We start from the raw sequence: 23,902 nt of genomic DNA, 5'->3' as shown, positions 1-23,902 counted from the left end.
GGGGTGAAGTCGTAACAAGGTAACTGTACCGGAAGGTGCGGTTGGATCACCTCCTTTCTACAGGTCACGTACATCACACCAGATGCGTCTAAACAGCGCCCCGAGCTTCGGTTCGGGGCGCTTCTTCGTTTTGCCCGCGCGCTTGGATGAACCCGTTCAGGAATGGAAAGGGCACACGCCGGGCCGCGCCTCCCGCCACGCGGGGGTCTGCACCGTGAAATTCGGGCGTTCCTCCTCATCGTGGTACGAGCGGTGCCACACGGGCGTCGTCGCGGGAGACATCGGCGGAATCAGCCAGGACCAGCGCCCCCGCACCTGGCGGCCCGCGCGGCGTTCCTGCTCCTCGAAATGCACGAACTGCGCCGTCACGCCGTGATGATCCGCGATCCGCACGCCCGCCCGGTCGAAGGAATGCAGCACCGCCACGTTCAGTTCCAGAAGCGCCCGGTCCTGCCACAGCGACCGCCGCGACGTGGTGTCCAGGCCCAGCGCGGCCGCCACGGCAGGCAGAGCGTCGTAGCGGTCCCGGTCCACCAGATTCCGCGCGGCGATCTCCGTCTGCAGGTACCACCCGTTGAACGGCGCACACGGGAACGACTGCCCCGCCACCTCCAGCGTCATGTTGCTGATGACCGGCAGCGCGTGCCATCTCAGGCCCAGCGCCCCGACCTCCGGGCAGGTCGGGTGCGTGATCATGACCTCCTGCACGGCGTCCGCCGGAAGATCGAATAGCGCCACGCGCCCCTCGCCCTCGATGGCCAGGGGCAGCACGTCGAAGGGGGTGCCCGGCCCGCCCGCCCAGCCCAGGCGGCGCAGGTGATCGGTCAGCGCCACGTTCTGCGGATCGCCGATCACGGAGCCGTCCGGCTGGCGGTACCCGGCGTAGCGGATCAGCTGATCGTTGTGCACCCGCACGTCCGGACCGAACACACTCATGGTCGGCCGGATGCGCCCACCGTTGAACCCCTCGCGCAGGTGGGCCAGCAGGTGCGTGAACACCTCCTCCGGGCTCGTCACGTGCCGCAGGTCACGCACGTCCAGCGTCATCCAGGGCAGGCGGCCCACGCAGCGCGTACTGTTGCGCCACGCCACCCGCGCTCCGTGCGTCAGTTCCGCCGCGCTCAGCGTCACGCCGCCCGTGCGGTACACCTCCGCCTGCCTGTCCCGCAGGCCCGGCAGGCCCGTCTCGTGGTGGTACAGCGCCAGGAATTCCAGTGCCTCCCGCGTCCGCGCAGGCAGGGCAGGGTGGGGGCGCGGCGCGGGCATAGACGCCCATGCTGCCCCCACCGGGCACGCGGAATGTCCCACCCCCGCAACGTCAAGACCAAATGAACACCCCCTCCGCCCGGCAGTGGGGGAGGGGGCATGCAGTCCTGGTTGTGGTTACTTGCAGCCCTTGGCGCTGGCCGCCTTGATCAGATCGGCGTCGCGGGCGTCCACTTTGGCGATCACGTCGCGGTTGTCCATCTCGTTGACGACGGCGCCGGGCCAGAAGAACAGGGCCCACAGGACGTTTTCCTTGCTGACGCCCTTCTTGCTCTCGGCGTCGGCGCGGATGCTCGCCAGCTTGACCTGCTCGTCCTTGATCTCCGCACAGCTCAGCTCGCTGACGGGTTTGGCCGTTGCGGCCGTGTACTTGGGGGCGCAGGAGGCCAGGGTCAGGGAGGCCACACCGAGAAGCAGAAGGGTCATTTTCTTCATGTCTTACACATATCAGCGTCAGAAAGCCCCTGTTGCCACATGTGCACTTGCGAGACGCCTGCGCATGTGGTTGTCCCTCATGAAGCGCACCCTCCGCCCGGTGATGGGGGAGGGTGCCTCTTGGCGCGCCCTGTAGGACTCGAACCTACGACCGACCGCTTAGAAGGCGGTTGCTCTATCCAGCTGAGCTAAGGGCGCATGAAAAAGGGCTCCCGGGTGGGGGAGCCTTCCTGGAGCGGGATCACGGATTCGAACCGAGGCCAGAAGCTTGGAAGGCTGCTGTGCTACCACTACACCAATCCCGCTTGGTGCGTCGTGTCGTCGGGGGGTGGTCGAGGCGACAGGATTCGAACCTGCGACCCCTTGGTCCCAAACCAAGTGCGCTACCGGCCTGCGCTACGCCTCGTGACCGTGTGCTCTCCCGTCGAACGCGCGTCGTGAACTATAGCAGAGATTGCGCGGGTGTGATGGGTGTTGTGTGCATGGGGGGCGTATGCTGCGTGACTGATGAGTGGCGTGCGCGTGAAGACGTTCCTGGATCTGGTGAAGTTCGAGCACACGGTGTTCGCCCTGCCGTTCGCGTACGCAGGCATGCTGCTGGCGAGCATGCAGGTCAACGGGACGGGCTGGCCGGGCTGGCACGTGCTGGTGTGGGTGACGGTGGCGATGGCGGCGGCGCGCACGGCGGCGATGGGTGCGAACCGCGTGATCGACCGGTTCATCGACGCGCGCAATCCGCGCACGGCGGGTCGGGAGGTGCCGAGCGGGAAGGTCAGCCCGGTGCAGGCGTGGGCGCTGGTGGTGGTCAGTCTGGTGGTGCTGGTGGTGGCGGCGGCGCAGTTGAACCCGCTGTGCCTGGCGCTGCTGCCGCTGGCGGTGGTGTTCCTGATCGGCTACCCGTACACGAAGCGCTTCACGTGGCTGTGCCACGCGTGGCTGGGCGTGACGGACGGCGCGGCGGCTGCCGGAGGGTGGATCGCGGTGACGGGCGAGTTCGCACCGGGCGCGTGGGTGCTGTGGGCGGTGGTGATCTTCTGGATGATCGGCCTTGACGTGATCTACGCGACGATGGACCGGGATTTCGACGTGGCGAACGGCATCAAGAGCATTCCCGCGCGGTTCGGGATTCCCCGCGCGCTGCGCATCGCGGCCGTCAGTCACGCGCTGACGTTCGCGTTGCTGCTGCTGGTGGGTGTGGTGACGGGGGCGAGCGTCTGGTATTACCTCGCGGCGCTGGTGATGGGCGGCATCCTGCTGTTCGAGCACCGGATCGTGAACCCGGATGATCTGGCGCGTGTGAACGTGGCGTTCTTCGACGCGAACATGTGGCTGGCGCTGACGATGCTGCTGGGCGTGGTGGTGGACGTGACGTGGCGGACCCTGACTTGAGTGGCGCTGGCCTGAGCGGCGCTGACCCCGGCGCGGCTGACCTCGACTGGGTACCGCTGGACGCCGCGCGGGCCTTCGCGGACGGGGACGAGCGCTGGGCGGCGGTGCTGCTGGCCCGCGCGCGGGACGCCCAGCCGGTCGGGAGTGTGGCGTGGGCGCGGCTGGAGCGCCTGCACGGCCTGAGCCTGATTCACGTGCAGCGCGAGGTGGAGGGGACCTTCGCGCTGGAGCGCTCGGACGCGCTGCTGGACGCGGCGGGCGTGACCCGGCCCGATCTGGAGGTGCTGGAGGCGCGGGCCGCGTCGGGCGCGCGTGAACGCTAGAGCAGTTCTCCGAATCACGGCATCGCACCAACAGACTTCCGATGCCTCCATTCTCTGCTTTGCAGCTGTTCCAGTCCGTCCTGATCAGTAAAATTCACTCGCTTCGCTCGGCCATGAAGAACCCATCTTTATGGCGGATGTTCTAGACTGGCGCGCATGACGGAAGCGGTGCGGGCGGGCATGTCCCTGGAGACCTCGGAGCGGGAGTTCGCGGCGAGGTTCGCGGAGTTCGCCGCTCAGGGGACGCTGTACCCGGTGCGTGAGGGCAGTCCGCTGCTGGAGTTCGGCGTGGCCGGGCGGGTGCTGTACCTGTTCGACCGCAGCGGTCCGTACGCGGCCCAGCCGGGACCGGCGCGACTGGTGGTCCACGGGGTGCTGGAGGAGGGTGCGTTGCAGCGGCTGCCCGCAGACTTCAGTGGCGGAGAACAGGTCCAGGTGGTCGGCGTGTCGGGCGTCGAGGGCCGGGGTGAGGTGCTGGCGGTGTCCCGGCAGGTGGTGGTGGTGCGGGCGCGTCTGCCGCTGGTACTGGGTGCCTTCAGTCCGCTGCCGGTGGTGAAGCCTGGAGACTGGGTGTCCTTCCGGACGGCTCCGCCCCTGCATGGCTTCGTGGTGGCCTGACGCTGCGGCTCCTTCCGCCTATAGGGTTCAGAAATGGGGGACTTCTGCGGTGGGTCTCGAGGAATGTCGGCGAGGTCCGCGAGCGACCCCGGTGGTTCCATCCGATTCTCCCTGGATGACAGGATGTTCCTGAAGCAGTGACGCTTTTTGATTTTTGTAACAGGCAGTCACTTTAACGTTAAAATGAAAAAAGCTTCCTTTTCTCTTCACGGTCATTCATCATGGGTCAGATCCCATGAACGACTCGCTGCTGCCCCTCCCCGGTCCCCAGGAACAAGCCACCCCGGCCTGCATGGTCCTGGTGGACCTGGTCGGCAGCACCCGTCTGGCGCGGCAGCTTCCACTGGGCAACTACACCGCGCTGATGGCCGAGTTCGTTCAGGTCATGATCCTGACCCTAGAAGCGCGGGGCGGGCAGGTGCTGCAGCATCAGGGTGACGCCGTCCTGGCGTGGTGGCCCGCCGCGCAGGCCGCGCAGGCCTGTGCCGCTGCGCAGGAAGCACACGGGCGAGCCGCGCGCCTCACCCTGGCCGCTCAGCTCGGGGAGACCCTGCGCCTGCGGGCTGGCGTGGCGGGCGGGGAGGTCCTGATGGGCCTGGTCGGCGGCCAGATGAGTGCCTACGGGCTTCCCGTCAATTATGCTCGCCGCCTGTGTGACGCCGCTCAGGGTGGAGAGACCCTCGTCTGCGATGAGATGCGGGTCCTGGCGCCCCATCTGGCAGCGGACCTGTGCCCACCGCTGGATCTGCGTGGATTTGGTGAAGGGTGCCGTGCCCACCGCCTGCTGGTCAGCGCCGCGCCGGGCGCGCGCATGAAAGTTGATTAAGCGCCCAGGTCGCCTTCTCATGAGAACGGTCCATAGACTGCGGGCATGGAACGCAAGCCCCTGGTCTTAGTCATCGAGGATGAGAAAGACATCGCTCGGTTCATCGAACTGGAACTCGCCGCTGAAGGCTACGCCACCGAGGTCGCCTTCGACGGAGTGACCGGCCTCTCCAAATTCCGTGAAGTCAACCCCGACCTCGTCATCCTCGATCTGATGCTCCCGGTCCTCGACGGCCTGGAAGTCGCCCGCCGCATCCGCAAGACCAGCAACACCCCGATCATCATCCTGACTGCCAAGGACGGCATCCAGGACAAGGTCGAGGGCCTGGACAGCGGGGCGGACGACTACCTCATCAAACCGTTCTCCATCGAGGAGCTGCTCGCCCGCGTCCGGGCCCACCTGCGCCGCGTGAACCCGGCCGTGACCGGCGAGGTCCGCGTCGCCGATCTGGTCATGAACCTCGACGGCCGCGAGATCTTCCGTGGGGGGCGCCGCGTGGAACTCTCCGCCAAGGAATTCGAACTGCTCGAACTGCTGGCCCGCAACCCTGGCAAGGTCTTCTCCCGCTTCGAGATCGAGGAGAAGGTCTGGCCCGAGTACACCGGCGGCAGCAACGTCGTGGACGTGTACATCGGCTACCTGCGCCGCAAACTGGAGGAGGGTGGGGAACGCCGCCTGATCCACACCGTGCGCGGCGTCGGCTACGTGCTGCGCGAGGAGTGACCGCCCGGGCCGCTCCTCTCATGGGCGGGCCTACTAGACTGCCGCGTATGATCTGCCTGCCCCTCCGGAGCCCCGCGTGACGCTGCGCTGGCGCCTGACGCTGTTCTACACGGCGCTGCTGGCGTTCCTGCTGACCGGAGTGGGGGTCATCACCCTGTACATGATGCGGGTGAACCTGATTGACGGGACCGACACGGAACTCCAGAACACCTACAAGCAGTTCGTCACGTACCTGATCCGTCCGATCGGATCGGCCGATGAGAGCTCGCGCCTGCCCACCGATCAGCAGCAGCTCAAGGCCCAGCAGTTGCAGGCCAGGCAGCCGCGCCTGCAGAGCAGTGCCGTCGGGCAGATAGGGCAGGCCAAGCTGCTCGCCCGCTACTACTTCCCGAACTCCAGCGTGGCGGTCGAGGAACTCTCGTTCTTCAGCCGTCAGGGCCTGATCGACAGTCTGAAGGCCGCCCGGACTCCCGAGGCGAAACGGGACCTGTTCACCTACCTGTCCGGTCTGCAGACCAACTCCCGCCGCTCCCTGGCCGTGGACATCCAGCGGCCCATCACCCTGACCGACCGGGAACTGGAAGCGCTGATCAACGCCACCGACGGCCGCCTCCACCTCAACCGCCTGATTGCCGACGCCCCCAACCGCGAACCCACCCTGATGCGCCTGCTGGTGGTCCTGGGTCCCCTGACCAACAGTGAACCCGCCGTCAAAACCAGCCTGACCAGTTTCGAGAGCGAACCGCCCCTGGGGATCGTGTACGTGGCCCGAAGCCTCGGGACCGTGCAGAAGACCCTGGACGACCTGCAGAACGTCGTGATGCTGCTGTTCCTGACCGGGCTGGCCACCGCCGGGACCGGCGCGTACCTGCTGGCCGGGCAGGCGCTGCTGCCCCTCAGGCGCGTCCAGCGGGCCGCCGAGCGCATCGGCGGGCAGAACCTCACCGAGCGCGTGCCAGTCCCGCAGACCGGGGACGAGGTCGAGTCCCTGGCGACCGCCCTGAACGCCATGCTGGGCCGCCTGGAGGGCAGCTTCGAGGCGCAGCGCCGCTTCACGAGTGACGCCAGCCACGAGCTGCGCACGCCCGTCACGGCGATCAGCGGGCACGCCAGTTACCTGCTGCGCCGCACCAGTCCGACCGGGCAGCAGCAGGAGAGCCTGAAGATCATCCAGAGCGAATCCGAACGCCTGACCAACCTGATCGCCAGCCTGCTGCAGCTGGCCCGCTCGGACAGTGGAGCGCTGGTCCTGCAACGCGGCCCGATCTTTGCCGCTCTCTTCCTGTCGGACATCGTGCGGGAACTTGCCCCGCTGGCGCAGGCGCAGCACACTGCCCTGACCAGCGCGGGCGAGGATGTGACCTTTGAGGCGGACGCCGACCGCCTGAAGCAGGTCCTCATCAACCTCGTCAGCAACGCCCTGAAGGCCGGGGCGCAGACCGTCACGCTGCGCAGCGAACGCGTCGGTGACGACGTCCGCCTGAGCGTGCAGGACGACGGCCCCGGCATTCCCGCCGATCAGCTGGAGCGGCTGTTCGACCGCTTCTACCGCCTGGAGGACAGCCGCAGTCGCGACCAGGGTGGTGCAGGACTGGGCCTGAGCATCGCGCGCGGCATCGTCGACGCGCACGGCGGCCGCATCTGGCTGGACAGCGAGGTCGGGCAGGGCACCACCGCGCACGTCCAGCTCCCTATCGGGAACGTCCCGGAACTCGACCTGGACGACGTGCCGTGAACCAAGAGGGCAGGGCCGCCGGCTACACGCAGTCCGGCGGCCCTGCCCTGTGGCGTTACCCGTGCCGGGCGGCGAGGGCCGCGCCGATCACGCCCGCGTTCCCGGCGAGCTGCGCGCGGCGGATCGTGACAGGCGCGAAGCCCTGCGCGTACTCGTCCGCGGCGGCTTGCACGCCATGGAAGAAGTAATCCCCGACGCTGGCCACACCGCCGCCGATCACGAAGACCTCCGGGTCGATGGTCTTCTGCAGGTCCGCCAGCGCGATGCCGATGTACCGCAGCGCCTGTCCCACCACGCGCCGCGCGGCCGGGTGACCCTGCTGCGCCAGCTGGAAGGCCTCGGCGGTGCTCACGTCGCGGTTCAGGGCGAAGCTGGCGTCCCGGGCGATGGCGGTGCCGCTCGCGACGGCCTCCAGCGCGCCGTCCAGGCCCGCGCCGCTGACCGGGCCGCCCGGCAGGGCCGTGATGTGCCCGATCTCCCCGGCGATGCCGTGCCGGCCGCGCCAGATGCGGCCGTTCAGGACGATGCCGCTGCCGATGCCGGTGCTGACCGTCACGTAGATGCTGCTCTCGGCGCCGCGCGCCGCGCCCAGGTGCGCCTCGGCCAGCGCGGCGGCCTTGGCGTCGTTCTCCAGCACCACGCGCTGCCCCAGGCGGTCCCGCAGGCCGTCCACCATGGGCACGTCGGTAAAGCCGTAGATGTTCGGCGCGAACTTCACGCGGGTGCGGTCCGCGTTCAGGGGGCCGGGAATACCCACGCCGATCAGGCGGGCGTCCGGGTGGCGGTCCTGCAGGCGGCGCACCTCGCCCGCGATGGCGTCGAGCACGCTCTCCCAGCCGGTGTCGGGGGTGGGGATCACGTGCGCGTCATGCAGTTCGTCGCCGCGCAGGACGCCGCTGGCGATCTTGGTGCCGCCCACGTCGATGCCGATGCTCAGGGGTTCAGTCGGGAGGTTGGTCATGGGAACTCCGAAAAGGGGGAAAAAGGGCAGGGAAGGGGAAGACGTGCCCGGTGGCCAGCGTGTCCAGGGCCGCGCGGGACCCTGCCGCCCGCCGACCGGGCCCGGGCCGAAGGACACTCTGTGCCCGCAATTTACCCCGCCTGACCCTCACCGCGCCCAGCCTCCTCTGCACGGGTGGCCTCTGGCGCATCGTCGTCCTCCAGGCCCAGCAGGGCCAGCGCCTCGGGCAGCTGCACCTCCGGCACGTACAGGCCCACGTCGCCCATGTACCCGCCCGTCTCGATCTCGATGACCGGGCTGCCCATCGACCACTGGAACGGCGTGCGCACCACGCTCACCACCCCGCCCTCGGACAGCGTGCGCCGCCACCCCTCGGCCAGCAGGCGCGGCAGGGTGTCCACGCGCACCCACGGGTCCCCCTGGTACAGCACGCGGTCCTCGAACGTGGCCATCAGCGCACGCTCCGGTGCGCCACGCGCGCCGCGAAATCATCCGGCAGCGCCGCCGGTCGGCCGGCGGCGTCCACCCGCACCTGCACCGACCGCGCGAAGGCGCACGGCACGCCATCGGCCCGGATGAGCGCCACGCTGGTCCAGCTGGTGCGGCCCACCCGCTCTACCAGCGTGTCCACCGCTACCTCCTGCCCCTGCCGGATGTCGCGCACGTAATCGATCTCCAGGCGCGCCAGCACCGAGCGGTCGTCGGCCTGACCGCCCACCTCGCGGGACAGTTCCATGCGGCCCACCTCCAGGAATTCCGCGTAGCGGGCGTTGTTCACGTGCCCCATGGCGTCCAGGTCGCCGTAGCGCAGCTGGATGACGCTGCGGCTGGCGTCCTCCCAGTTCAGCGCCGGCAGGCGCGAGGCGGACGGGGCGGAAGAGGTCTGATTCATGCGGCCCAGTGTAGTCCTGTGCGGGCCTGCGCCGTCCCGACCGGGCCGATGTCCCACGCGCCCGTCATACGCGGACGCTATGCTGCGCGTCGTGACCGACCTGCCCCCCCCACCACCGCCCCGGCGCGACTGGTGGCGGCGCCTGCAACGCCTGCCGCTGAGCATGATGCTCGCCAGCGCCCTGCTGGCCCTGGGTATCGTGCAGCTCACCTTTCAGGTGGGCCACAGCCTGTACCGCACGACCACCTGGACCCGCGACACCGAGGCCGCCCAGGCGCGCATCCGGGACCTTGAGCGCGACATTGAGGAACTACAGGACGCTGTGGCCGCCGCGCAGACGCCCGAGCACCTGCGGGAACTGGCCCGCTGCGAGGGGTTCGTGGGCGTCACCGAGAAGAAGATCGTGGCGCGCAGCGCGTCCCCGCAGGACGGCCCCACCGAGATCTGCAAGATCCTGCGGGTACCGTAGGCCAGCCCCGCCCACCCAGGGCCAGACGGAAAGCGGTGCGGGGGTTCAGTCCCCGCACCGCCTTCCGTCTGGTGTGATCAGGCGCCGGGCTGGGCCGCACTCTTGCTGACCGGCACCGGGATGTTGCCCTGGTCGCCCTGCGGTTTGGGCAGCAGCAGCAGGTCCAGCACCTGCCCCACCCGCTCGAAGGCGTGGATCCGCAACTCACCGCGGATGCTGTCAGGCACGTCCTGGAGGTTCGGCTCGTTGTCCTTGGGCACGATGACCTCGCGGATGCCGCCCTGGTGCGCGGCCAGCAGCTTCTCCTTCACGCCGCCGATGGGCAGCACGCGGCCGCGCAGGCTGATCTCGCCGGTCATGGCGACGTCCATCCGCACCGGGCGCCCCGTGATCGCGCTGATCACAGCAGTGGCGATCGTGATGCCCGCGCTGGGCCCGTCCTTGGGCGTGGCGCCGTCCGGGAAGTGCACGTGCAGGTCCATGGTCTTGTGGAACTCGGGGTCCGCGCCGTACTCGGCCGCGTGGGCGCGCAGGTACGCGATGGCGGCGCCGACGCTCTCCTTCATCACGTCGCCCAGCGACCCGGTCATGACGATCTTGCCGCTGCCGGGCGTGGCCAGGGCCTCCACGAGCAGCATGGTGCCGCCCACGCTGGTCCAGGCGAGGCCCTGCGCGACGCCCACCTGAGGCTCTTTTTCCATCTTGTCCGGGCGGTGCAGCGGCACGCCCAGGTAGTCGGGCACCTGCGCCGCGTCGATGACCTTCACACCGTCCCAGGCACTTTCGAGCAGTTCACGGGCGGCCTTGCGGGCCAGCTTGCTCACCTGACGGTCGAGGTTCCGCACGCCGCTCTCGGCGGTGTACTCCTCGACGATGCGGTTCAGCGCGGCGTCCGTGATTTCCAGGCGGCCCGTCAGACCGTGCGCCTTGACCTGCCGGGGCACGCGGTAGCGCCTGGCAATCTCGACCTTCTCGACCTGGGTGTAGCCGGGGATGTTGATGATCTCCATGCGGTCCAGCAGCGGCCGGGGAATGGTCTGGAGGCTGTTGGCGGTCGTGATGAACATGACCTGCGACAGGTCGTACGGCACTTCTAGGTAGTGGTCCTGGAAGGTGTGGTTCTGCTCGGGGTCCAGCACCTCCAGCATGGCGCTGCTGGGGTCGCCGCGCCAGTCGCTGCTCATCTTGTCGATCTCGTCCAGCAGGATCACGGGGTTCGTGACACCCGCGTTCTTCATCGCCTGGATGATCCGCCCGGGCATCGAGCCGATGTACGTGCGGCGGTGGCCGCGGATCTCGGCCTCGTCGCGCACGCCGCCCAGCGCCATGCGCACGAACTTGCGGTTCAGGCTGCGGGCGATGCTCTTGCCCAGGCTGGTCTTGCCGACGCCGGGAGGGCCGGCGAGCACCAGGATCGGGGCGCGCAGCTCGGCGTCGTCGGTGCGTTCCTCGGCGGTGCGCTCTTTGCGGGCCTCCTCGGTCTCGCCGGGCTTGTGCGTCAGCTGACGCACGGCCAGGAATTCCAGGATGCGGTCCTTGACGTCGCCCAGCGCGTAGTGGTCCGCGTCGAGGATCTCGCGGGTGCGGGCGATATCGAGGATCTCCTCGTCACGCTTACTCCACGGCACGTCCACCAGCCAGTCAATGTAGTTACGCACGACGGTGCTCTCAGGGCTGCCGCCGGGCGTGCGCTCGAGGCGCTGGAGTTCCTTGAGGGCCTTCTCCTTGACGCTGTCGGGCATCCCCGCCTGTTCGATCTTCTCGCGCAGCGCCTCAATCTCGGCCGGGCCGTCCTCGCCGCCGCCGAGTTCCTTGCCGATGGCTTTCATCTGCTCGCGCAGGTAGTACTCGCGCTGGTTGGCGTCCATCTGCTCCTTGACGCGCCCCGCGATCTTCTTGTCCATGTTGAAGCGTTCGGTGTCACGCCCCAGGAACTTCAGGGTCGCTTCCAGACGCTCGCGCAGCCCCACGGCCGCGAGGATCTCCTGCTTCTCCTCGGGCGTCCACGTGGCGTGGTGCGCGACCTGATCGGCCAGCGCGCCCCCGTCGGTCAGGGCCTTGATGCCCTCGAGCTGGTAGTTGTCCAGGCGCAGGTTCTTGTTCTGCCGCTGGTACTCCTCGAAGGCGGACTTGATCTCGCTGATCAGGACCTGCACCTCGCGGCTGTCGTCGGCGGGGGTGGGGCGGGTCTCGGCGCGCACGCGCATGTAGGCGCTGGGCACCTCGTCGAGCACGGCGGCGCGTTCCTGCGCCTCGATCAGCACCTGGTAGGTGTTGTCGGGCATGCGCACGACCTGCTTGATGACAGCCAGGACACCCATCTCGTGCAGTTCGGCGCGGGTGGGGTCGTCGGTGCGGGCGTCGCGCTGGGTGAGCAGCAGGACGCGGCGGTCGCTGGCCTGCGCCTCGTCAATGGCGCGTTTGCTCTTGGGGCGGCCCACGTCGACGTTCATGGTGACGCCGGGCAGGATCACGATATTTCTCAGTGCGACGACGGGAAGTTCCCAGATCATGCTTACTCCTTACGGCCGCGCGCTGGGCGCGTGAATACTTGAGTGTATCGCGGAGGGTCGTGAGACAGACACCCCCGCACGGTGTCCCCGAAGTGTAGGGACCCACGCGGGGGCGCGCTGTAAGCTCTGTTGCTTTGCTCAGGCAGACTTCTTGAGTCCCTTCGACTCAAGCAGGCCCATCGGGGCGTCAATGTGCTCCGCATCGAAGCGCAGCTCCTTCAGGCCCTCCACCGGCAGCTCGAACAGCAGGTCCGTCATGGCCTTCTCCAGCACCGCCCGCAGCCCACGCGCCCCGGTCTTGCGCTCCCGCGCGCGGCGCGCCACCTCACGCAGCGCCTCCTCCGTGAAGCTCAGGTCCACGTCCTGGAAGCCGAACAGCGCCTGGTACTGCGACGCGATCGCGCCCTGCGGCTCGGTCAGGATGCGCACCAGCGCCTCCTCGTCCAGATCCTGCAATTGCACCACCAGCGGCAGGCGCCCCACGAACTCCGGGATCAACCCGAACTTCACGAGATCCTCCGGCAGGAACCGCAGCTCCTCCTTCTCGTCACCCTTGTGCTCCGCACCGAAACCCACCGCGCGCACGTTCGTGCGGCTGCGGCCGATGTCCGCGATCCCGTCGAACGCGCCGCCCACGATGAACAGGATGTTCTTCGTGTTCACCTGCACCAGCTCCTGCTGCGGGTGCTTGCGGCCCCCCTGCGGCGGCACCTGCGCGACCGTGCCCTCGATGATCTTCAGCAGCGCCTGCTGCACGCCCTCGCCGGACACGTCCCGCGTGATGCTGGTGCCTTCCGACTTGCGGGCGATCTTGTCGATCTCGTCGATGTAGATGATCCCGCGCTCGGCGGCCGCCACGTCGTACTCGGCGGCCTGCAGCAGGCGCACGATGACGTTCTCCACGTCGTCGCCCACGTACCCGGCCTCCGTCAGCGTGGTCGCGTCCGCAATGGCGAAGGGCACCTCCAGCATCTCCGCGAGGCTGGACGCCAGCAGCGTCTTCCCGGTCCCGGTCGGCCCGATCAGCAGGATGTTGCTCTTCTGCAGGTTCACGTCCGGATGCGCCAGCCGCTGGTAGTGACTCACGACCGCCACCGCCAGGGCCTTCTTCGCCTCGTCCTGACCGATCACGAACTCGTCGAGGTACGCCTTGATCTCGCGCGGGGTGGGCAGCTCGTCCAGGCTGAAGTCCGCGCCGCCCTTGCTGCGGTTCTGCTTGACCAGCTCATGCGCGCGCTCGGTGCACTCGTTGCAGATGAACGCCGCGCGGCCCGGCGCCTCGATCAGCTGCGCGATCTGCGGATGCTGCCGCCCGCAGAACGAGCAGCGGTCCCCTCCCTTCGTCATACGCTTCCCTCCTGCGCCCGCGTGCGGTCCACCACGCTGTCGATCAGGCCGTACTTCATCGCCTCGTCCGGCGACATGAAGTAGTCGCGTTCCATGTCCCGCATCAGCTTGTCGTGCGGCAGGCTGGTGTGCTCGTGGTAGATGCTCACCAGCTTGTCGCGCAGGTGCAGCACCTCCTTGGCCTGCACCTCCAGGTCCGGGGTGTTCCCGCGGAAGCCCGCCGACCCCTGGTGAATCATGATCCGGCTGTTCGGCAGCGCCATGCGCTTGCCCTTGTCCCCGGCCATCAAGAGCACGCTGCCCATGCTCATCGCGATCCCCACGCAGATCGTCGACACGGGCGCCTTGATGTACCGCATGGTGTCGTAGATCGCCAGGCCCGCGTACACCTCACCGCCCGGGCAGTTGATGTACATCTGGATCTCCTGCTCAGGGTTCTGGCTGTCCAGCAGCAGCAGCTGAGCCACGATGGTGTTCGCCATCTGCGACTCGATCGGCGTGCCCACGAAAATAATCCGGTCCTTGAGCAGACGGGAGTAGATGTCGTACATCCGCTCGCCGCGCCCGGTCTGTTCGATCACGTAGGGAATCACGCTCATGAGGGCGATTATCGCACGGGCTGGCACAACGAACGTAGGCCAACCCCGACTTCCGCGCAGACGTGCCCTGACCCTGCCGGCCGCGCGCTATTCCAGGGCACTCTTCATCAGCTGGGTGAGGCGCGCCAGACGCTCGGCGTCCGACAGGCCGCCGGTCGACGCCAGCTCCGTGAATTTCTGCGAGAAATCCTCAGGGAGATTCACGTACTCGACCATCTTCTCTCCCAGCCGGTACGCCTGACTGAGGCGCACGATCACGCGGCGCGTCCCGATCGCGTAGTGACTGGGTGCGAACGTTTCCGGCGCGACCACCCGACCGAACGCCAGCGCGTCCTTCAGCACCTTCAGCGCGTCGTCCGGATCGACCTCCTGGTGATTCTGGACGGCCTGCGCGACCCGGGTGGCGTTCCTTGCCGCCTCAAACACCCGCTTGGATGCCTTCCACACCTCCTGGCCGGTGCCTTTGGGAGACAGCCCCCCGCCGAATTCCAGCAGGCTCACGACTGCGTCCGCCGCGGCCTCCGTGTTGTCCTCGCCGCGGTTGTACTGATCGGCGGCCTTCAGACTGGCCGACCCGGCCGACAGCAGGGCAGTCGCCACGCCCATCGGCGTGGAGATCGGTGGAATCATGGCCAGCAACTTCGTGATTTCGGCCAGCTGATCGATGTTCTCTGCCGCCAGAGCAAGTTCGGACGGTCCTTTCAGAAGCGTCCCCGCCAGGTCCGCGCGCCCCTCGACCTCGAACCGCAGCGCGCCGTGCCCATGCGGGGACTTCTCCGCGTACGCCTGGATGGCGGTCATGAACGACCCGAACTCGTCACCTGGCTTCCTGATGACGTCACCGTCGTATGAGCGGATGCGGTTCGCATCGTCCGGGGTGTTCATGAGCGGCAGTTCCACGAGGCGGATGAACCGCTCGTTGCCGCGCCGGATGGTCGCCATGAACAGGCGCAGGTGCACGTCTATGCCGTCGTTCTGGCTGAGCACCGCATGCACCCGCGTGACGTCCCGGTCACTGCTGCTGTCTGTGGCACCCATACCAGGCAAGATGTTGGGGAGATTGACCCTGTCTCTCAGGCGGTCCGACTTGGCTGTAACGGGCGACTTGTCTGGATTGATCGACGCTGCATTATCCGCATTCTGCTCCGGGATGAGTTGCAGTTCCTCTTCCAGCGACCCCAGCGGCAGTTCCTCCCTGTGCCGGTCGAGAACGGCGCGCGTGTAGTCCTCCGGACGCGACACCCTGAACTGGTACTCGTCGCGCGCCACGACCGTCTCTCCTTCCGGCCCCACCGGCACGCTGTCCTGCGCGGCCTGCTCGGCGCTCCCCTTGAGCTCGCCGTCATCCCCCCGCAGGCCGGGTTCGTCGCGGTGCCACGGCCCACCCACGAAAGGATTCGACGGATGGGCCTCCTGCTGATGGTCCGATGCCCCTGGTCTCCTGGCTCCGGTTGGTGGGAAACGCAGCTGAAGCGAGCCCGCCAGGCGGGGTCGTGTGCTCACAGCCACGGCGTCCGCGCTGGCCTGGAAGGCGCGCGGCGCATCTTTTTGCACCAGCGAGCATTCCAGAACGTACAGGCCCGGCGCGAGCCCACTCACCTGGTACTGCTGCCCGGCGCCCCGCTGCACGGTGGTGAACCCTTCTTTCGAGTCGCGTTTCAGCACCCAGTGGCATTCGGTCTGACGGTTCGGGTCCATCTGCCCACGCCACACGGCCGCCTGAAAGTCGGCACTCTGGTGCGTGCCCATGCTCTGCCCGTGCCCGGACAGGATCGTCACGCGCCAGTGGCGCTGCTGCGGGCCTTCCAGCTCAGGGGGTCGGCCGGTCTTGGCGGCTGCGCCCGCACCCCGCAGTTTCCGTGCGATGTCCAGGATGGGGCGGCTGGTGGGCGCGGGTGCCGCTGGCGTCGGTGCCGGCTGCTGGTGCGGCTGACCGCGCGGCGCCTTGCGTTCCGGGGGTGTGAACATGACCCGCATCCTACAGGGTGCGGGTCATGAGGTGACTGGGCGTTCAGTCGACGATCAGGGGGATCAGGACGGGGTTGCGGCCCGTGACCTTGCGCACGAAGCGCCGCACGGCGCCGTACATGTCGTCGCGGACGTCCTCCAGGCGTTTCTTCTCGCGCAGGCCCTGTTCGATGGCCTCCAGGGCGACCTTGCGGATCTGACCGTCGAGTTCGCGGTTGGCGCGCACGAAGCCGCGCGAGACGATCTCGACGTGCGGGGTGGGGTGCAGGACGGCCGTCATGATCAGGATGCCTTCCTGGCTCATGTTCACGCGGTCGAGCAGCACGTCGTCGCCGATGTCCCCGACGCCCAGGCCGTCCACGTACACGGCCCCGGCGGGCACGGTGCCCGTGACCTTGAAGTCGTCCTGGCTGACGCGCACGACGTCGCCGTTGCGGGCGATCAGGGTGCGTTTGGGCGGGCGGGGCAGGGTCTGTGCGAGGCGCGCGTGGTTGATCTGGTGGCGGGGTTCGCCGTGCCACGGCAGGAAGTACTTGGGCCGCGCGAGGTTCAGGATGGTCGCGAGTTCCTCCTGGCTGCCGTGCCCGGAGGCGTGCACGCGGTAGTTCGGGGGGTAGTAGACGTCCACGCCGATCTCGTACAGGCGGTTGATGACGAGGTTCACGGCTTCCTCGTTGCCGGGGATGGGGTTGCTGCTCAGGATGACGCTGTCGCCGCGTCGCAGGGCGATCTTGGCGTGGTTCCCGAACGCGAGGCGCGACAGGACGCTCATGGGCTGGCCCTGGCTGCCGGTGCAGACGTACAGCACCTGCTGGTCCTGCAGGCCGCCGACCTCGTCGTTGGTCAGGAACGGTTCGGGCAGTTCCATGTAGCCCAGCTGCTGCGCGACCTGCGCGTACTTGATCATGCTGCGGCCTTCCATGATCACGCGGCGGCGCTGGCGGTGGGCGATGTTGATGACGTTCTGCACGCGGTGCACGTTCGACGCGAAGGTCGTCAGGAACACGCGGCCCTTCAGTCCGCTGATCAGCGTCTCGAGGTTGCGGGCCACGTCGGCCTCGCTGGACGTGCGGCCCTGACGTTCGGCGTTCGTGGAGTCGCTCAGGAGCAGCAGCACGCCGTCCTTCCCGGCCTGCTCGATGCGGGCCAGGTCGCTGAGCTTGCCGTCGCTGGGTTCCTCGTCGAGCTTGAAGTCCCCGGTGTGCAGGACGGTCCCGGCGGGCGTGGTGAGCAGGTACCCGGCGTTGTCGGGAATGGAGTGCGTCATGCGGAAGAACTCCACCTGGAAGTGCGTGCCGATCTTCACCTTGTCGCTCAGGCCGACCTCGCGCAGGTCCACGTCGCCGTCCTTGATGCCGAACTCGCTGAGTTTCTCGCGCACGAGGCCCAGGGTCAGGCCCGCGCCGTACACCGGCACGCGCGGCAGGCGGGGCAGGATGTACGGCAGTCCGCCGATGTGGTCCTCGTGCCCGTGGGTGAGGATCCAGCCCTTGATCAGCCCGGCGTTCTGCTGCAGGTAGTCGATGCGGGGGATGATCAGGTCGATGCCCATCTGGTGGCTTTCGGGGAACGCCAGGCCCGCGTCGACGACCATGATCTCGTCCTCGAAACGGTACGCGGTGATGTTCTTGCCGATCTCGCCCATGCCGCCGAGCGGGATGACTTCGAGGTGTGGGGCCGCGCCCTCGGGGCGGGGGGCCTTGCTGGGGTTGCTCATGGGGACTCCGGTGACCTGCGCGCAGCAGGGTGTGAGAGAAGGCGGGGCCAGGAAATGCGGCCTGAGTGGGTGGGTTGTGTCGCCCGTCGGGGCCGCCTGGGGCAGCCGGAAGGAGCGAAGTGCGTTCAACGTACCACACCGCGCCCGGTCCGCCGCACTCCGGCACGCCGACCGACGCGGTTTCTGGATGTGCAAGGGCTTTTGATCAAGAAAACATCATGAAGATCACGCCGGGAGCGGCAGTATCATACGGACGTGACCCCGCAACGCATTCTCATCATCGAGGACGACCTGGACATCGCCAACGTCCTGCGCATGGACCTCACCGACGCCGGCTTCGAAGTCGACCACGCCGACTCCGCCATGAACGGCCTGATCAAGGCGCGCGAGGAACAACCCACCCTGATCCTGCTGGACCTGGGCCTGCCGGACTTTGACGGCGGGGACGTCGTGCAGCGCCTGCGCAAGAACAGCAGCGTGCCGATCATCGTGCTGACCGCCCGCGACACCGTCGACGAGAAGGTGCGCCTGCTGGGCCTGGGCGCCGACGATTACCTGATCAAGCCCTTCCACCCGGACGAACTGCTCGCGCGCGTGAAGGTGCAGCTGCGCCAGCGCACCACCGAGAGCCTCACCATGGGCGACCTGACCCTCGACCCGCAGAAGCGCCTCGTGACCTTCAAGGGCGACGAACTGCGCCTGTCGCCCAAGGAGTTCGACATCCTGGCGCTGCTGATCCGCCAGCCGGGCCGCGTGTACTCCCGCCAGGAGATCGGCCAGGACATCTGGCAGGGTCGCCTGCCCGAGGGCAGCAACGTCGTGGACGTGCACATGGCCAACCTGCGCGCCAAGCTGCGTGACCTGGACGGCTACGGCCTGCTGCGCACCGTGCGAGGCGTCGGGTACGCCCTGCGCGGCTGACCGTGACCCCCCCTGACGCGGGCAGCGTGGCCTTCCACGACGTGGACGCTGCCGCGCTGCTCGCCGCGCTGCCCGACCCGGTCGCCCTGATGCGCGCCGGTGACGTCACCCTGAACCGCGCCGCGCAGGAACGGGTGCGGCAGCACTCCGCGGACGGCGACTGGATGGCGCTGTTCGACCCGTCCAGCGTGCCGCCCATCCGCGAGGCCGTGCAGGCCGCCCTGACCGGCGTGACGCAGCAGGTGACGGTGCAGCTGGTCGACACCATCGCGCCCGGCCTGCTGACCGTGGCTCCCGCGGCGGGCGGGGCGCTGCTGCACCTGCACGTGTCCCGCGACCCGCTGGAGGTCGCGCTGGAACTCATGGACGGCCTGGGCCTGGGCATGACCGTGCAGGCCCCGGACACCCGCATCCTGCTGGCCAACGCTGCCGCCGGGCAGATCCTGGGCCTGACCCGCGAGCAGCTGACCGGGCGGGACTCCATGGACCCCGAGTGGCGCGCCATTCACCCGGGCGGTCAGCCCTTTCCCGGCGAGCAGCACCCCAGCGTGCAGGCGCTGCAGACCCTGCAGGTGCAGCGCGAGGTGCCCATGGGCGTGTACCACCCGCACGATCAGGCGTGGCGCTGGCTGCAGGTGACGGCCATTCCGCGCCGCGCGCCGGGCGCGACCCAGCCCAAGCAGGTCACGACCGTGTTCGCGGACGTGACCGAGAAGCAGGCCATGCAGACCGAACTGAGCCTGCGCGAGCGCCGCTACCGCTCGCTGGTACGCGCCACCAGCCAGATCGTCTGGGACGCCTGGCCCGACGGGGACTTCCAGCCGCCGCAGCCCGAATGGCAGGACTTCACCGGCCAGAGCCCCGACGAGTACCGGGGCGTGGGCTGGCTGGACGCCATTCACCCCGACGACCGCGCGCACACCATCGAGGCGTGGCGGGACGCCGTGCGCCGCCGGGGCGTGTACGACACCGAGCACCGCCTGCGCCGCGCCGACGGCACCTTCGTGCCCATGCAGGTGCGGGCGGTGCCCGTCACGGACGACACCGGCGCGCTGCTGGAATGGGTGGGCACCCACACCGACCTGACCGCCATCCGCGAGGCCGAGCAGGCCCTCAGGGCCCTGAACGCCGAACTGGAGGCGCGGGTGCAGCAGCGCACCGAGGACCTCGCGCGGGTCACGCGCTTCAGCACCCTGCTGCTCACGGCGGCCGGAGAGGGCATCTTCGGGCTGGACGCGCGCGGCATCACCACCTTCGCGAATCCGGCTGCGGCGCGCATGCTGGGCTACAGCATCGAGCGGATGATCGGTCAGGCCCAGCACGCGCTGGTCCACCACCACCACGAGGACGGCACGCCCTACGCGCTGGCCGACTGCCCGATCCACCAGACGCTGCGGGACGGGCAGACCCGCCGCGTGGACCGGGACGTGATGTGGCACGCTCAGGGGCACGCCGTGCCGGTCGCGTACGTGGTCACGCCCACCCACGATGAGCGCGGGCAGCTGAGCGGCGCGGTCGTCATGGTGCAGGACATCACCGAACGGGTCCGGGCGCAGGAGCAGCTGCAGGACCTGATCGAGGACCTCGAACGCAGCAACCAGGACCTCGAGCAGTTCGCGTACGTCGCCAGTCACGACCTGCAGGAACCGCTGCGCACGGTCGGCAGCTACGCGGAGTTGCTGGCCCGCCGGTACCAGGGGCAGCTGGACCCGCGCGCCGACCAGTACCTGCACTTCATGCAGGACGCCGTGGACCGCATGCGCAGCCTGATTCAGGACCTGCTGAGCTTCGCGCGGCTCAAACGCACGGACGCCTCGTTCGTTCCGGTCACGCTGAACGAGGTGATGGGAACCGTGCAGCAGAACGTGCAGGGGACCCTGGACACCGACGGCAGCGCGCTCACCTGGGACACCCCCGATCAGGTGTTCGGGCAGGAGTCCCTGCTGACCCAGCTGCTGACGAACCTCGTCAGCAACGGCCTGAAATTCCACCGCTCGGGGGAGGTGGCGCGCGTGCACGTCACGTCCCGGCGCGAGGGCGACCTGATTCACGTGCAGGTCCGCGACAACGGGATCGGCATCGCGCCGGAGTACCACGCGCGGATCTTCGAGATCTTCCAGCGACTTCACCGCCGGGAAACCTACGCCGGTAACGGTATGGGCCTCGCCATCTGCCGTAAAATCGCGGAGCATCACGGCGGCCACATCTGGATTGACTCTGCTCCCGACCAGGGCAGCACCTTCCACCTGACGCTGCCTGCACCCCCCACCCCATGACCCACGACCCCACCACCGAACCCATCGAGATCCTGCTCGTCGAGGACAACGAACCCGACGTGCTGCTCACCCTGGAAGCCTTCGAGGACGCCCAGGTGCCCAACCGCATGCACGTCGCGCGGGATGGGGTCGAGGCGCTGCGGTTCCTGCGCCGCGAGGGAGAACACGCCGCAGCCCCCCGCCCGGACGTGATCCTGATGGACATCAACATGCCCCGCAAGACCGGCCTGGAAGTCCTGACCGAGGTGAAGGCCGACCCTGACCTGCGCAGCATTCCCGTCGTGATGCTGACCACCAGCCAGGCCGAGGACGACGTGCGCGCCTCCTACGAGCGGCACGCCAGCGGGTACGTGGTCAAACCCGTGGGTTTCGAGAACTTCCTGGGCGCCATGCGCGCCTTCGAGTCGTTCTGGATGACCTTCGTGCGCTTCCCCCCGCGCGCCTGACCCGCGACCCCCCTCCTCCTCAGCCCCCGGATCCTCCCTGGCCGGGGGCTGTTCAGTCCAGCAGCGCCTGCTCAGTCCAGCAGCGCCTGCAGCAGCAGCGGCACGGCGCCGCGCGAGCCGAGCAGCGGCACGCCCCCACGCGCCAGGACCACCACCACCGCCCCGGACCCGAGGTGCACGCCCAGGCCCGTGCGGGTGCCGCGCGCCACGCCGTCATGCCAGCGCGCCCCGCCCGGCAGCTCGCCCCGCGTGAACCAGCCCGGCGCGACCCCCGCCACCCCGGGCGGTAGGCCCGGCACGCGCCGCGCGTCCAGCCACGCGCTCCCCACGCGCCCGGCCAGCTGCGCCTGCCCGAACGTCAGCAGGTCGTCCGCCGAGCTGAACAGGCCCCCGGCGCCCACCAGCGGCCCGAAGCCCGTCACCTGCCCGCCCGCCAGCAGGCCCGCGCCGGGCCGCACCACGTCCCCCGCGAGGCCCGGTGCGACGTTCAGCCCCAGTGGCCCGGTCACCTCGCGCCGCAGCGCCCGCGCGTAGCCGTCCGCACTGAACGCCTCGCCCGCCGCCCACGCCCCCACCAGGCCCAGCAGCCCCGCGCCCAGGTTCGAGTACTGGAACCGCCCCCCGGGGCGCGCCCAGCGGCGCACGCTGCCCACCACCGCCCCCGGCGTCATCGGCCCGTACGGATCATGGAAGTGCGTGAAGGTCGTCACGCCCACCCGCGCGGGGTGCAGCGGCACGCCCGCCGTGTGCGTCGCCAGCGTCCACGCCGTCACGTGGCGCGGCACGCCCCGCAGCGGCCCACCCAGCGCCGCGACCGGCGCGTGCCAGTCCAGCGCCCCCCGCGCGACCAGCGCGCCTGCCAGCGCCGCCGTGAACGGCTTGCTGACGCTGGCCAGTTCGAACACCCCGCCCGGTGGAACGCCGCCCACGCCCCGCACCACCCGCGCGTCCCTGCGCGCGGCGCCCACCACGCCCCCCCGCGCCAGCGCCGCGCGCAGCAGCGCCCTCCCGCCCCGCAGGTCACGGCCCAGCACGGCACCCAGGTCCTGCAGGGTGGCGCGCAGCGGGTCGCGGAACATGCCCCGAGCGTAGCCTGCCCCGCCGCGCCGCCGGGGCGTGGCTGTTTGGCGGCCCTTCACGTCCGCCGCCCTTCATGTTCCGGGGGTGGGGGGCGTGTCAGATTCACGCGACGGCCCGTGGCGTACGCTGCAGGCAGCGGATCAGCTCCCGCCGCCTCCGGAGTTCTCATGCCTGAGCGCATCCACAGTGAACCCGTGCCGCTCCATGATCAGGTGGGGCGCCTGTACTTCCGGGTGGTGCTGCCCGCCGTGGCCGTGGCCCTGATGCTGGGCGGCGAGGGGCGCGGCGTGGTGCTGCCCATCCTGACGGTCATGGCCCTGCTGGGCGCGGCGCTGCACGCCTCGCTGCCCGCGCGGGGCCGCGACGTCCTGCGGCACGTCTTCGCGGCCTGCGCGGTGGCGTTCGTGCTGCTGGTGAGCAGCCTGAACCACCTGCCCAGCTTCCAGGGCACCGCCGAGCAGGTCATGGTCGCCATGCTGCTCACGCCGGCCACCCTGATGGCGTGGACGCTGCTGTTCGCCGACCGGCCCCTGACCGGGTACCTGCTGAACGCCGCGCTGACCCTGAGCGTCTGCCTGCTCAGCTGGCGGTGGCAGGTGCAGGGCGTGACGGGCGGCGGCCCCACCAACCTGCCGGCGCTGGTGCTGCTGATCAGCGTGAGCGTCACGTACTACGCGGGCACCTTCGCCCGCATGAACGCCCGGTTCCAGGCCGGTGAACGCGACCGCCTGCGCGACCCGCTGACCGGCCTGCTGAACCGCCGCGCCCTGAACGAACGGCCCGCGTCGACCGGCGCGCAGCACGTCGCGGTGCTGGACATCGACCACTTCAAGCGCGTGAACGACACGCACGGGCACGTCGCCGGGGACCGGGTGCTGCGGGCGGTAGCGGACGTCATTCAGGACACCCTGGCCGGGCACGGCGCGGCGTACCGCTGGGGCGGCGAGGAATTCGTGCTGCTGCTGCCCGACCCCTGCGACGCCGCGGGCCTCGTCGAGCAGGTGCGGCGCGAGATCGCCGCGCGGCAGTTCAGCGGCGGGCAGCGCGTCACGCTGAGTGCCGGACTGACCCGCGCCGAACGCGGCGAGAGCCTGCAGGTGGCGTTCGAACGGGCCGACGCGGCCCTGCGCGCCGCGAAGTCCGCCGGGCGCGACCGCCTGATCCTGGCGCCCACCGCGGCCGGGGCGGCCGCCCACTGACCGGGACGGCTTGACAAGCGCGCGCCGGGCCGTTAACCTTCTCTCCGCTGGTCCGGTAGTGTAGCGGTTAGCATATCTGCCTGTCACGCAGAAGGTCGCGGGTTCAAATCCCGTCCGGACCGCCAGAAGAAGAGGAAGCGCACGGTGAACGCCGCTGCGCTTCCTCTCGTTGAGGCCCATGAAGGCCGGGCGGCGACAT

General features: G+C 69.1%; 22 protein-coding genes, 4 tRNA genes and 1 rRNA gene. 13 read left to right on the top strand and 14 right to left on the bottom strand.

Annotated elements, in window-relative coordinates; translation table 11 throughout:
• A 16S ribosomal RNA gene (locus IEY69_RS14275) occupies positions 1–57 on the top strand; the annotation flags it as partial.
• Positions 58–156: 99 nt separating this feature from the next.
• Here IEY69_RS14275 and IEY69_RS14270 read toward each other — a convergent pair.
• From IEY69_RS14270 to IEY69_RS14250, 5 genes are all read right to left on the bottom strand, one after another.
• Positions 157–1,266 carry a nitric oxide synthase oxygenase gene (locus IEY69_RS14270; RefSeq protein ID WP_189073812.1) on the bottom strand — a complete coding sequence of 370 codons (1,110 nt, stop codon included), beginning with the start codon at positions 1,264–1,266 and terminating at the stop codon, positions 157–159.
• Positions 1,267–1,383: 117 nt separating this feature from the next.
• Positions 1,384–1,692: a hypothetical protein gene (locus tag IEY69_RS14265; protein WP_189073811.1), complete on the bottom strand. Its 309-nt coding sequence runs from the start codon at positions 1,690–1,692 to the stop codon at positions 1,384–1,386.
• Positions 1,693–1,822: 130 nt separating this feature from the next.
• A tRNA-Arg gene (locus tag IEY69_RS14260) sits at positions 1,823–1,899 on the bottom strand.
• Between the two features lie 33 nt (positions 1,900–1,932).
• Positions 1,933–2,006: transfer RNA gene (locus IEY69_RS14255), tRNA-Gly, on the bottom strand.
• A gap of 24 nt (positions 2,007–2,030) precedes the next feature.
• A tRNA-Pro gene (locus tag IEY69_RS14250) sits at positions 2,031–2,107 on the bottom strand.
• Positions 2,108–2,208: 101 nt separating this feature from the next.
• Between IEY69_RS14250 and mqnP the strand changes: the two genes are divergently transcribed.
• The 6 genes from mqnP (at position 2,209) to IEY69_RS14220 (ending at position 7,315) form a co-directional block, all read left to right on the top strand.
• A complete protein-coding gene (mqnP, locus tag IEY69_RS14245) occupies positions 2,209–3,090 on the top strand; it encodes a menaquinone biosynthesis prenyltransferase MqnP (protein WP_189073810.1) in 882 nt (293 codons plus the stop codon).
• The gene (locus tag IEY69_RS14240; protein WP_229783979.1) at positions 3,072–3,413 is read left to right on the top strand and encodes a hypothetical protein; all 342 of its coding nucleotides are present in this window, start codon (positions 3,072–3,074) and stop codon (positions 3,411–3,413) included. Before mqnP ends, IEY69_RS14240 begins: the two co-directional genes overlap by 19 nt.
• Positions 3,414–3,569: 156 nt before the next feature.
• Positions 3,570–4,031 carry a hypothetical protein gene (locus tag IEY69_RS14235; RefSeq protein ID WP_229783978.1) on the top strand — a complete coding sequence of 154 codons (462 nt, stop codon included), beginning with the start codon at positions 3,570–3,572 and terminating at the stop codon, positions 4,029–4,031.
• Positions 4,032–4,266: 235 nt separating this feature from the next.
• The gene (locus IEY69_RS14230) at positions 4,267–4,857 is read left to right on the top strand and encodes an adenylate/guanylate cyclase domain-containing protein (RefSeq protein WP_189073809.1); all 591 of its coding nucleotides are present in this window, start codon (positions 4,267–4,269) and stop codon (positions 4,855–4,857) included.
• Positions 4,858–4,902: 45 nt separating this feature from the next.
• Positions 4,903–5,580: a response regulator transcription factor gene (locus tag IEY69_RS14225; RefSeq protein WP_010887388.1), complete on the top strand. Its 678-nt coding sequence runs from the start codon at positions 4,903–4,905 to the stop codon at positions 5,578–5,580.
• 76 nt (positions 5,581–5,656) lie between these two features.
• On the top strand, positions 5,657–7,315 hold the full coding sequence (locus IEY69_RS14220) for a sensor histidine kinase (protein WP_229783977.1): 1,659 nt from the start codon (positions 5,657–5,659) through the stop codon (positions 7,313–7,315).
• A gap of 55 nt (positions 7,316–7,370) precedes the next feature.
• Here the strand turns inward: IEY69_RS14220 and IEY69_RS14215 are convergent, their stop codons facing one another.
• From IEY69_RS14215 to IEY69_RS14205, 3 genes are all read right to left on the bottom strand, one after another.
• The gene (locus IEY69_RS14215; protein ID WP_189073808.1) at positions 7,371–8,276 is read right to left on the bottom strand and encodes an ROK family protein; all 906 of its coding nucleotides are present in this window, start codon (positions 8,274–8,276) and stop codon (positions 7,371–7,373) included.
• A gap of 131 nt (positions 8,277–8,407) precedes the next feature.
• Entirely contained in the window at positions 8,408–8,728 is a 321-nt protein-coding gene (locus IEY69_RS14210; protein ID WP_189073807.1) for a hypothetical protein, read from the bottom strand.
• Positions 8,728–9,168, bottom strand: a complete 441-nt coding sequence (locus tag IEY69_RS14205; RefSeq protein ID WP_189073806.1) for an acyl-CoA thioesterase — start codon at positions 9,166–9,168, stop codon at positions 8,728–8,730. The genes IEY69_RS14210 and IEY69_RS14205 overlap by 1 nt, the downstream gene beginning before the upstream one ends.
• A 91-nt stretch (positions 9,169–9,259) precedes the next feature.
• On the opposite strand from IEY69_RS14205, the gene IEY69_RS14200 reads away from it, so the two are divergent.
• Positions 9,260–9,637, top strand: coding sequence for a cell division protein FtsB (locus IEY69_RS14200; RefSeq protein WP_229783976.1), 378 nt, complete (start codon positions 9,260–9,262; stop codon positions 9,635–9,637).
• A 77-nt stretch (positions 9,638–9,714) separates the two neighbouring features.
• On the opposite strand, the gene lon is transcribed toward IEY69_RS14200, so the two are convergent.
• The 5 genes from lon to IEY69_RS14175 form a co-directional block, all read right to left on the bottom strand.
• Positions 9,715–12,150, bottom strand: coding sequence for an endopeptidase La (lon, locus tag IEY69_RS14195; protein WP_189073804.1), 2,436 nt, complete (start codon positions 12,148–12,150; stop codon positions 9,715–9,717).
• A 138-nt stretch (positions 12,151–12,288) separates the two neighbouring features.
• Positions 12,289–13,497, bottom strand: a complete 1,209-nt coding sequence (clpX, locus tag IEY69_RS14190; RefSeq protein WP_189073803.1) for an ATP-dependent Clp protease ATP-binding subunit ClpX — start codon at positions 13,495–13,497, stop codon at positions 12,289–12,291.
• Positions 13,494–14,105 (bottom strand): ATP-dependent Clp protease proteolytic subunit, encoded by a 612-nt coding sequence (clpP, locus tag IEY69_RS14185; protein WP_308425464.1) that lies wholly within the window; start codon positions 14,103–14,105, stop codon positions 13,494–13,496. The genes clpX and clpP overlap by 4 nt, the downstream gene beginning before the upstream one ends.
• Before the next feature lie 78 nt (positions 14,106–14,183).
• Entirely contained in the window at positions 14,184–16,064 is a 1,881-nt protein-coding gene (locus tag IEY69_RS14180; protein WP_189073801.1) for a hypothetical protein, read from the bottom strand.
• A 43-nt stretch (positions 16,065–16,107) separates the two neighbouring features.
• Positions 16,108–17,781 (bottom strand): ribonuclease J, encoded by a 1,674-nt coding sequence (locus tag IEY69_RS14175; protein ID WP_189073800.1) that lies wholly within the window; start codon positions 17,779–17,781, stop codon positions 16,108–16,110.
• Positions 17,782–18,036: 255 nt separating this feature from the next.
• Here IEY69_RS14175 and IEY69_RS14170 point away from each other — a divergent pair, with 255 nt between their 5' ends.
• Genes IEY69_RS14170 through IEY69_RS14160 form a run of 3 tightly spaced genes read left to right on the top strand, consistent with a single transcriptional unit; the run spans position 18,037 to position 21,424 of the window.
• Positions 18,037–18,702, top strand: a complete 666-nt coding sequence (locus IEY69_RS14170; protein WP_174367630.1) for a response regulator transcription factor — start codon at positions 18,037–18,039, stop codon at positions 18,700–18,702.
• A 2-nt stretch (positions 18,703–18,704) separates the two neighbouring features.
• The gene (locus IEY69_RS14165) at positions 18,705–20,978 is read left to right on the top strand and encodes a PAS domain-containing sensor histidine kinase (protein WP_229783975.1); all 2,274 of its coding nucleotides are present in this window, start codon (positions 18,705–18,707) and stop codon (positions 20,976–20,978) included.
• Positions 20,975–21,424 carry a response regulator gene (locus IEY69_RS14160; protein WP_189073799.1) on the top strand — a complete coding sequence of 150 codons (450 nt, stop codon included), beginning with the start codon at positions 20,975–20,977 and terminating at the stop codon, positions 21,422–21,424. The genes IEY69_RS14165 and IEY69_RS14160 overlap by 4 nt, the downstream gene beginning before the upstream one ends.
• Positions 21,425–21,495: 71 nt before the next feature.
• Here IEY69_RS14160 and IEY69_RS14155 read toward each other — a convergent pair whose 3' ends face one another.
• Positions 21,496–22,503, bottom strand: coding sequence for a serine hydrolase domain-containing protein (locus IEY69_RS14155; RefSeq protein WP_189073798.1), 1,008 nt, complete (start codon positions 22,501–22,503; stop codon positions 21,496–21,498).
• 168 nt (positions 22,504–22,671) lie between these two features.
• Between IEY69_RS14155 and IEY69_RS14150 the strand changes: the two genes are divergently transcribed.
• Both IEY69_RS14150 and IEY69_RS14145 read left to right on the top strand, forming a co-directional pair.
• On the top strand, positions 22,672–23,703 hold the full coding sequence (locus IEY69_RS14150) for a GGDEF domain-containing protein (RefSeq protein WP_189073797.1): 1,032 nt from the start codon (positions 22,672–22,674) through the stop codon (positions 23,701–23,703).
• A gap of 49 nt (positions 23,704–23,752) precedes the next feature.
• Positions 23,753–23,828: transfer RNA gene (locus tag IEY69_RS14145), tRNA-Asp, on the top strand.
• The last annotated feature ends 74 nt before the right edge of the window (positions 23,829–23,902 follow it).

The sequence above is a fragment of the Deinococcus sedimenti genome, assembly GCF_014648135.1.
GTDB lineage: Bacteria > Deinococcota > Deinococci > Deinococcales > Deinococcaceae > Deinococcus > Deinococcus sedimenti.
Note: the sequence above shows the minus strand (reverse complement) of the source record. Positions and strands in the feature narration are given on the sequence as shown.

Coding starts and splice junctions, on each gene's coding strand:
- IEY69_RS14155 (WP_189073798.1), bottom strand. CDS start 22,503: ATGTTCCGCGACCCGCTGCGCGCCACCCTGCAGGACCTGGGTGCCGTG.
- IEY69_RS14230 (WP_189073809.1), top strand. CDS start 4,267: ATGAACGACTCGCTGCTGCCCCTCCCCGGTCCCCAGGAACAAGCCACC.
- IEY69_RS14215 (WP_189073808.1), bottom strand. CDS start 8,276: ATGACCAACCTCCCGACTGAACCCCTGAGCATCGGCATCGACGTGGGC.
- IEY69_RS14270 (WP_189073812.1), bottom strand. CDS start 1,266: ATGCCCGCGCCGCGCCCCCACCCTGCCCTGCCTGCGCGGACGCGGGAG.
- IEY69_RS14210 (WP_189073807.1), bottom strand. CDS start 8,728: ATGGCCACGTTCGAGGACCGCGTGCTGTACCAGGGGGACCCGTGGGTG.
- IEY69_RS14235 (WP_229783978.1), top strand. CDS start 3,570: ATGACGGAAGCGGTGCGGGCGGGCATGTCCCTGGAGACCTCGGAGCGG.
- IEY69_RS14150 (WP_189073797.1), top strand. CDS start 22,672: ATGCCTGAGCGCATCCACAGTGAACCCGTGCCGCTCCATGATCAGGTG.
- IEY69_RS14205 (WP_189073806.1), bottom strand. CDS start 9,168: ATGAATCAGACCTCTTCCGCCCCGTCCGCCTCGCGCCTGCCGGCGCTG.
- mqnP (WP_189073810.1), top strand. CDS start 2,209: ATGAGTGGCGTGCGCGTGAAGACGTTCCTGGATCTGGTGAAGTTCGAG.
- IEY69_RS14175 (WP_189073800.1), bottom strand. CDS start 17,781: ATGAGCAACCCCAGCAAGGCCCCCCGCCCCGAGGGCGCGGCCCCACAC.
- IEY69_RS14225 (WP_010887388.1), top strand. CDS start 4,903: ATGGAACGCAAGCCCCTGGTCTTAGTCATCGAGGATGAGAAAGACATC.
- IEY69_RS14160 (WP_189073799.1), top strand. CDS start 20,975: ATGACCCACGACCCCACCACCGAACCCATCGAGATCCTGCTCGTCGAG.
- IEY69_RS14180 (WP_189073801.1), bottom strand. CDS start 16,064: ATGTTCACACCCCCGGAACGCAAGGCGCCGCGCGGTCAGCCGCACCAG.
- lon (WP_189073804.1), bottom strand. CDS start 12,150: ATGATCTGGGAACTTCCCGTCGTCGCACTGAGAAATATCGTGATCCTG.
- IEY69_RS14265 (WP_189073811.1), bottom strand. CDS start 1,692: ATGACCCTTCTGCTTCTCGGTGTGGCCTCCCTGACCCTGGCCTCCTGC.
- clpX (WP_189073803.1), bottom strand. CDS start 13,497: ATGACGAAGGGAGGGGACCGCTGCTCGTTCTGCGGGCGGCAGCATCCG.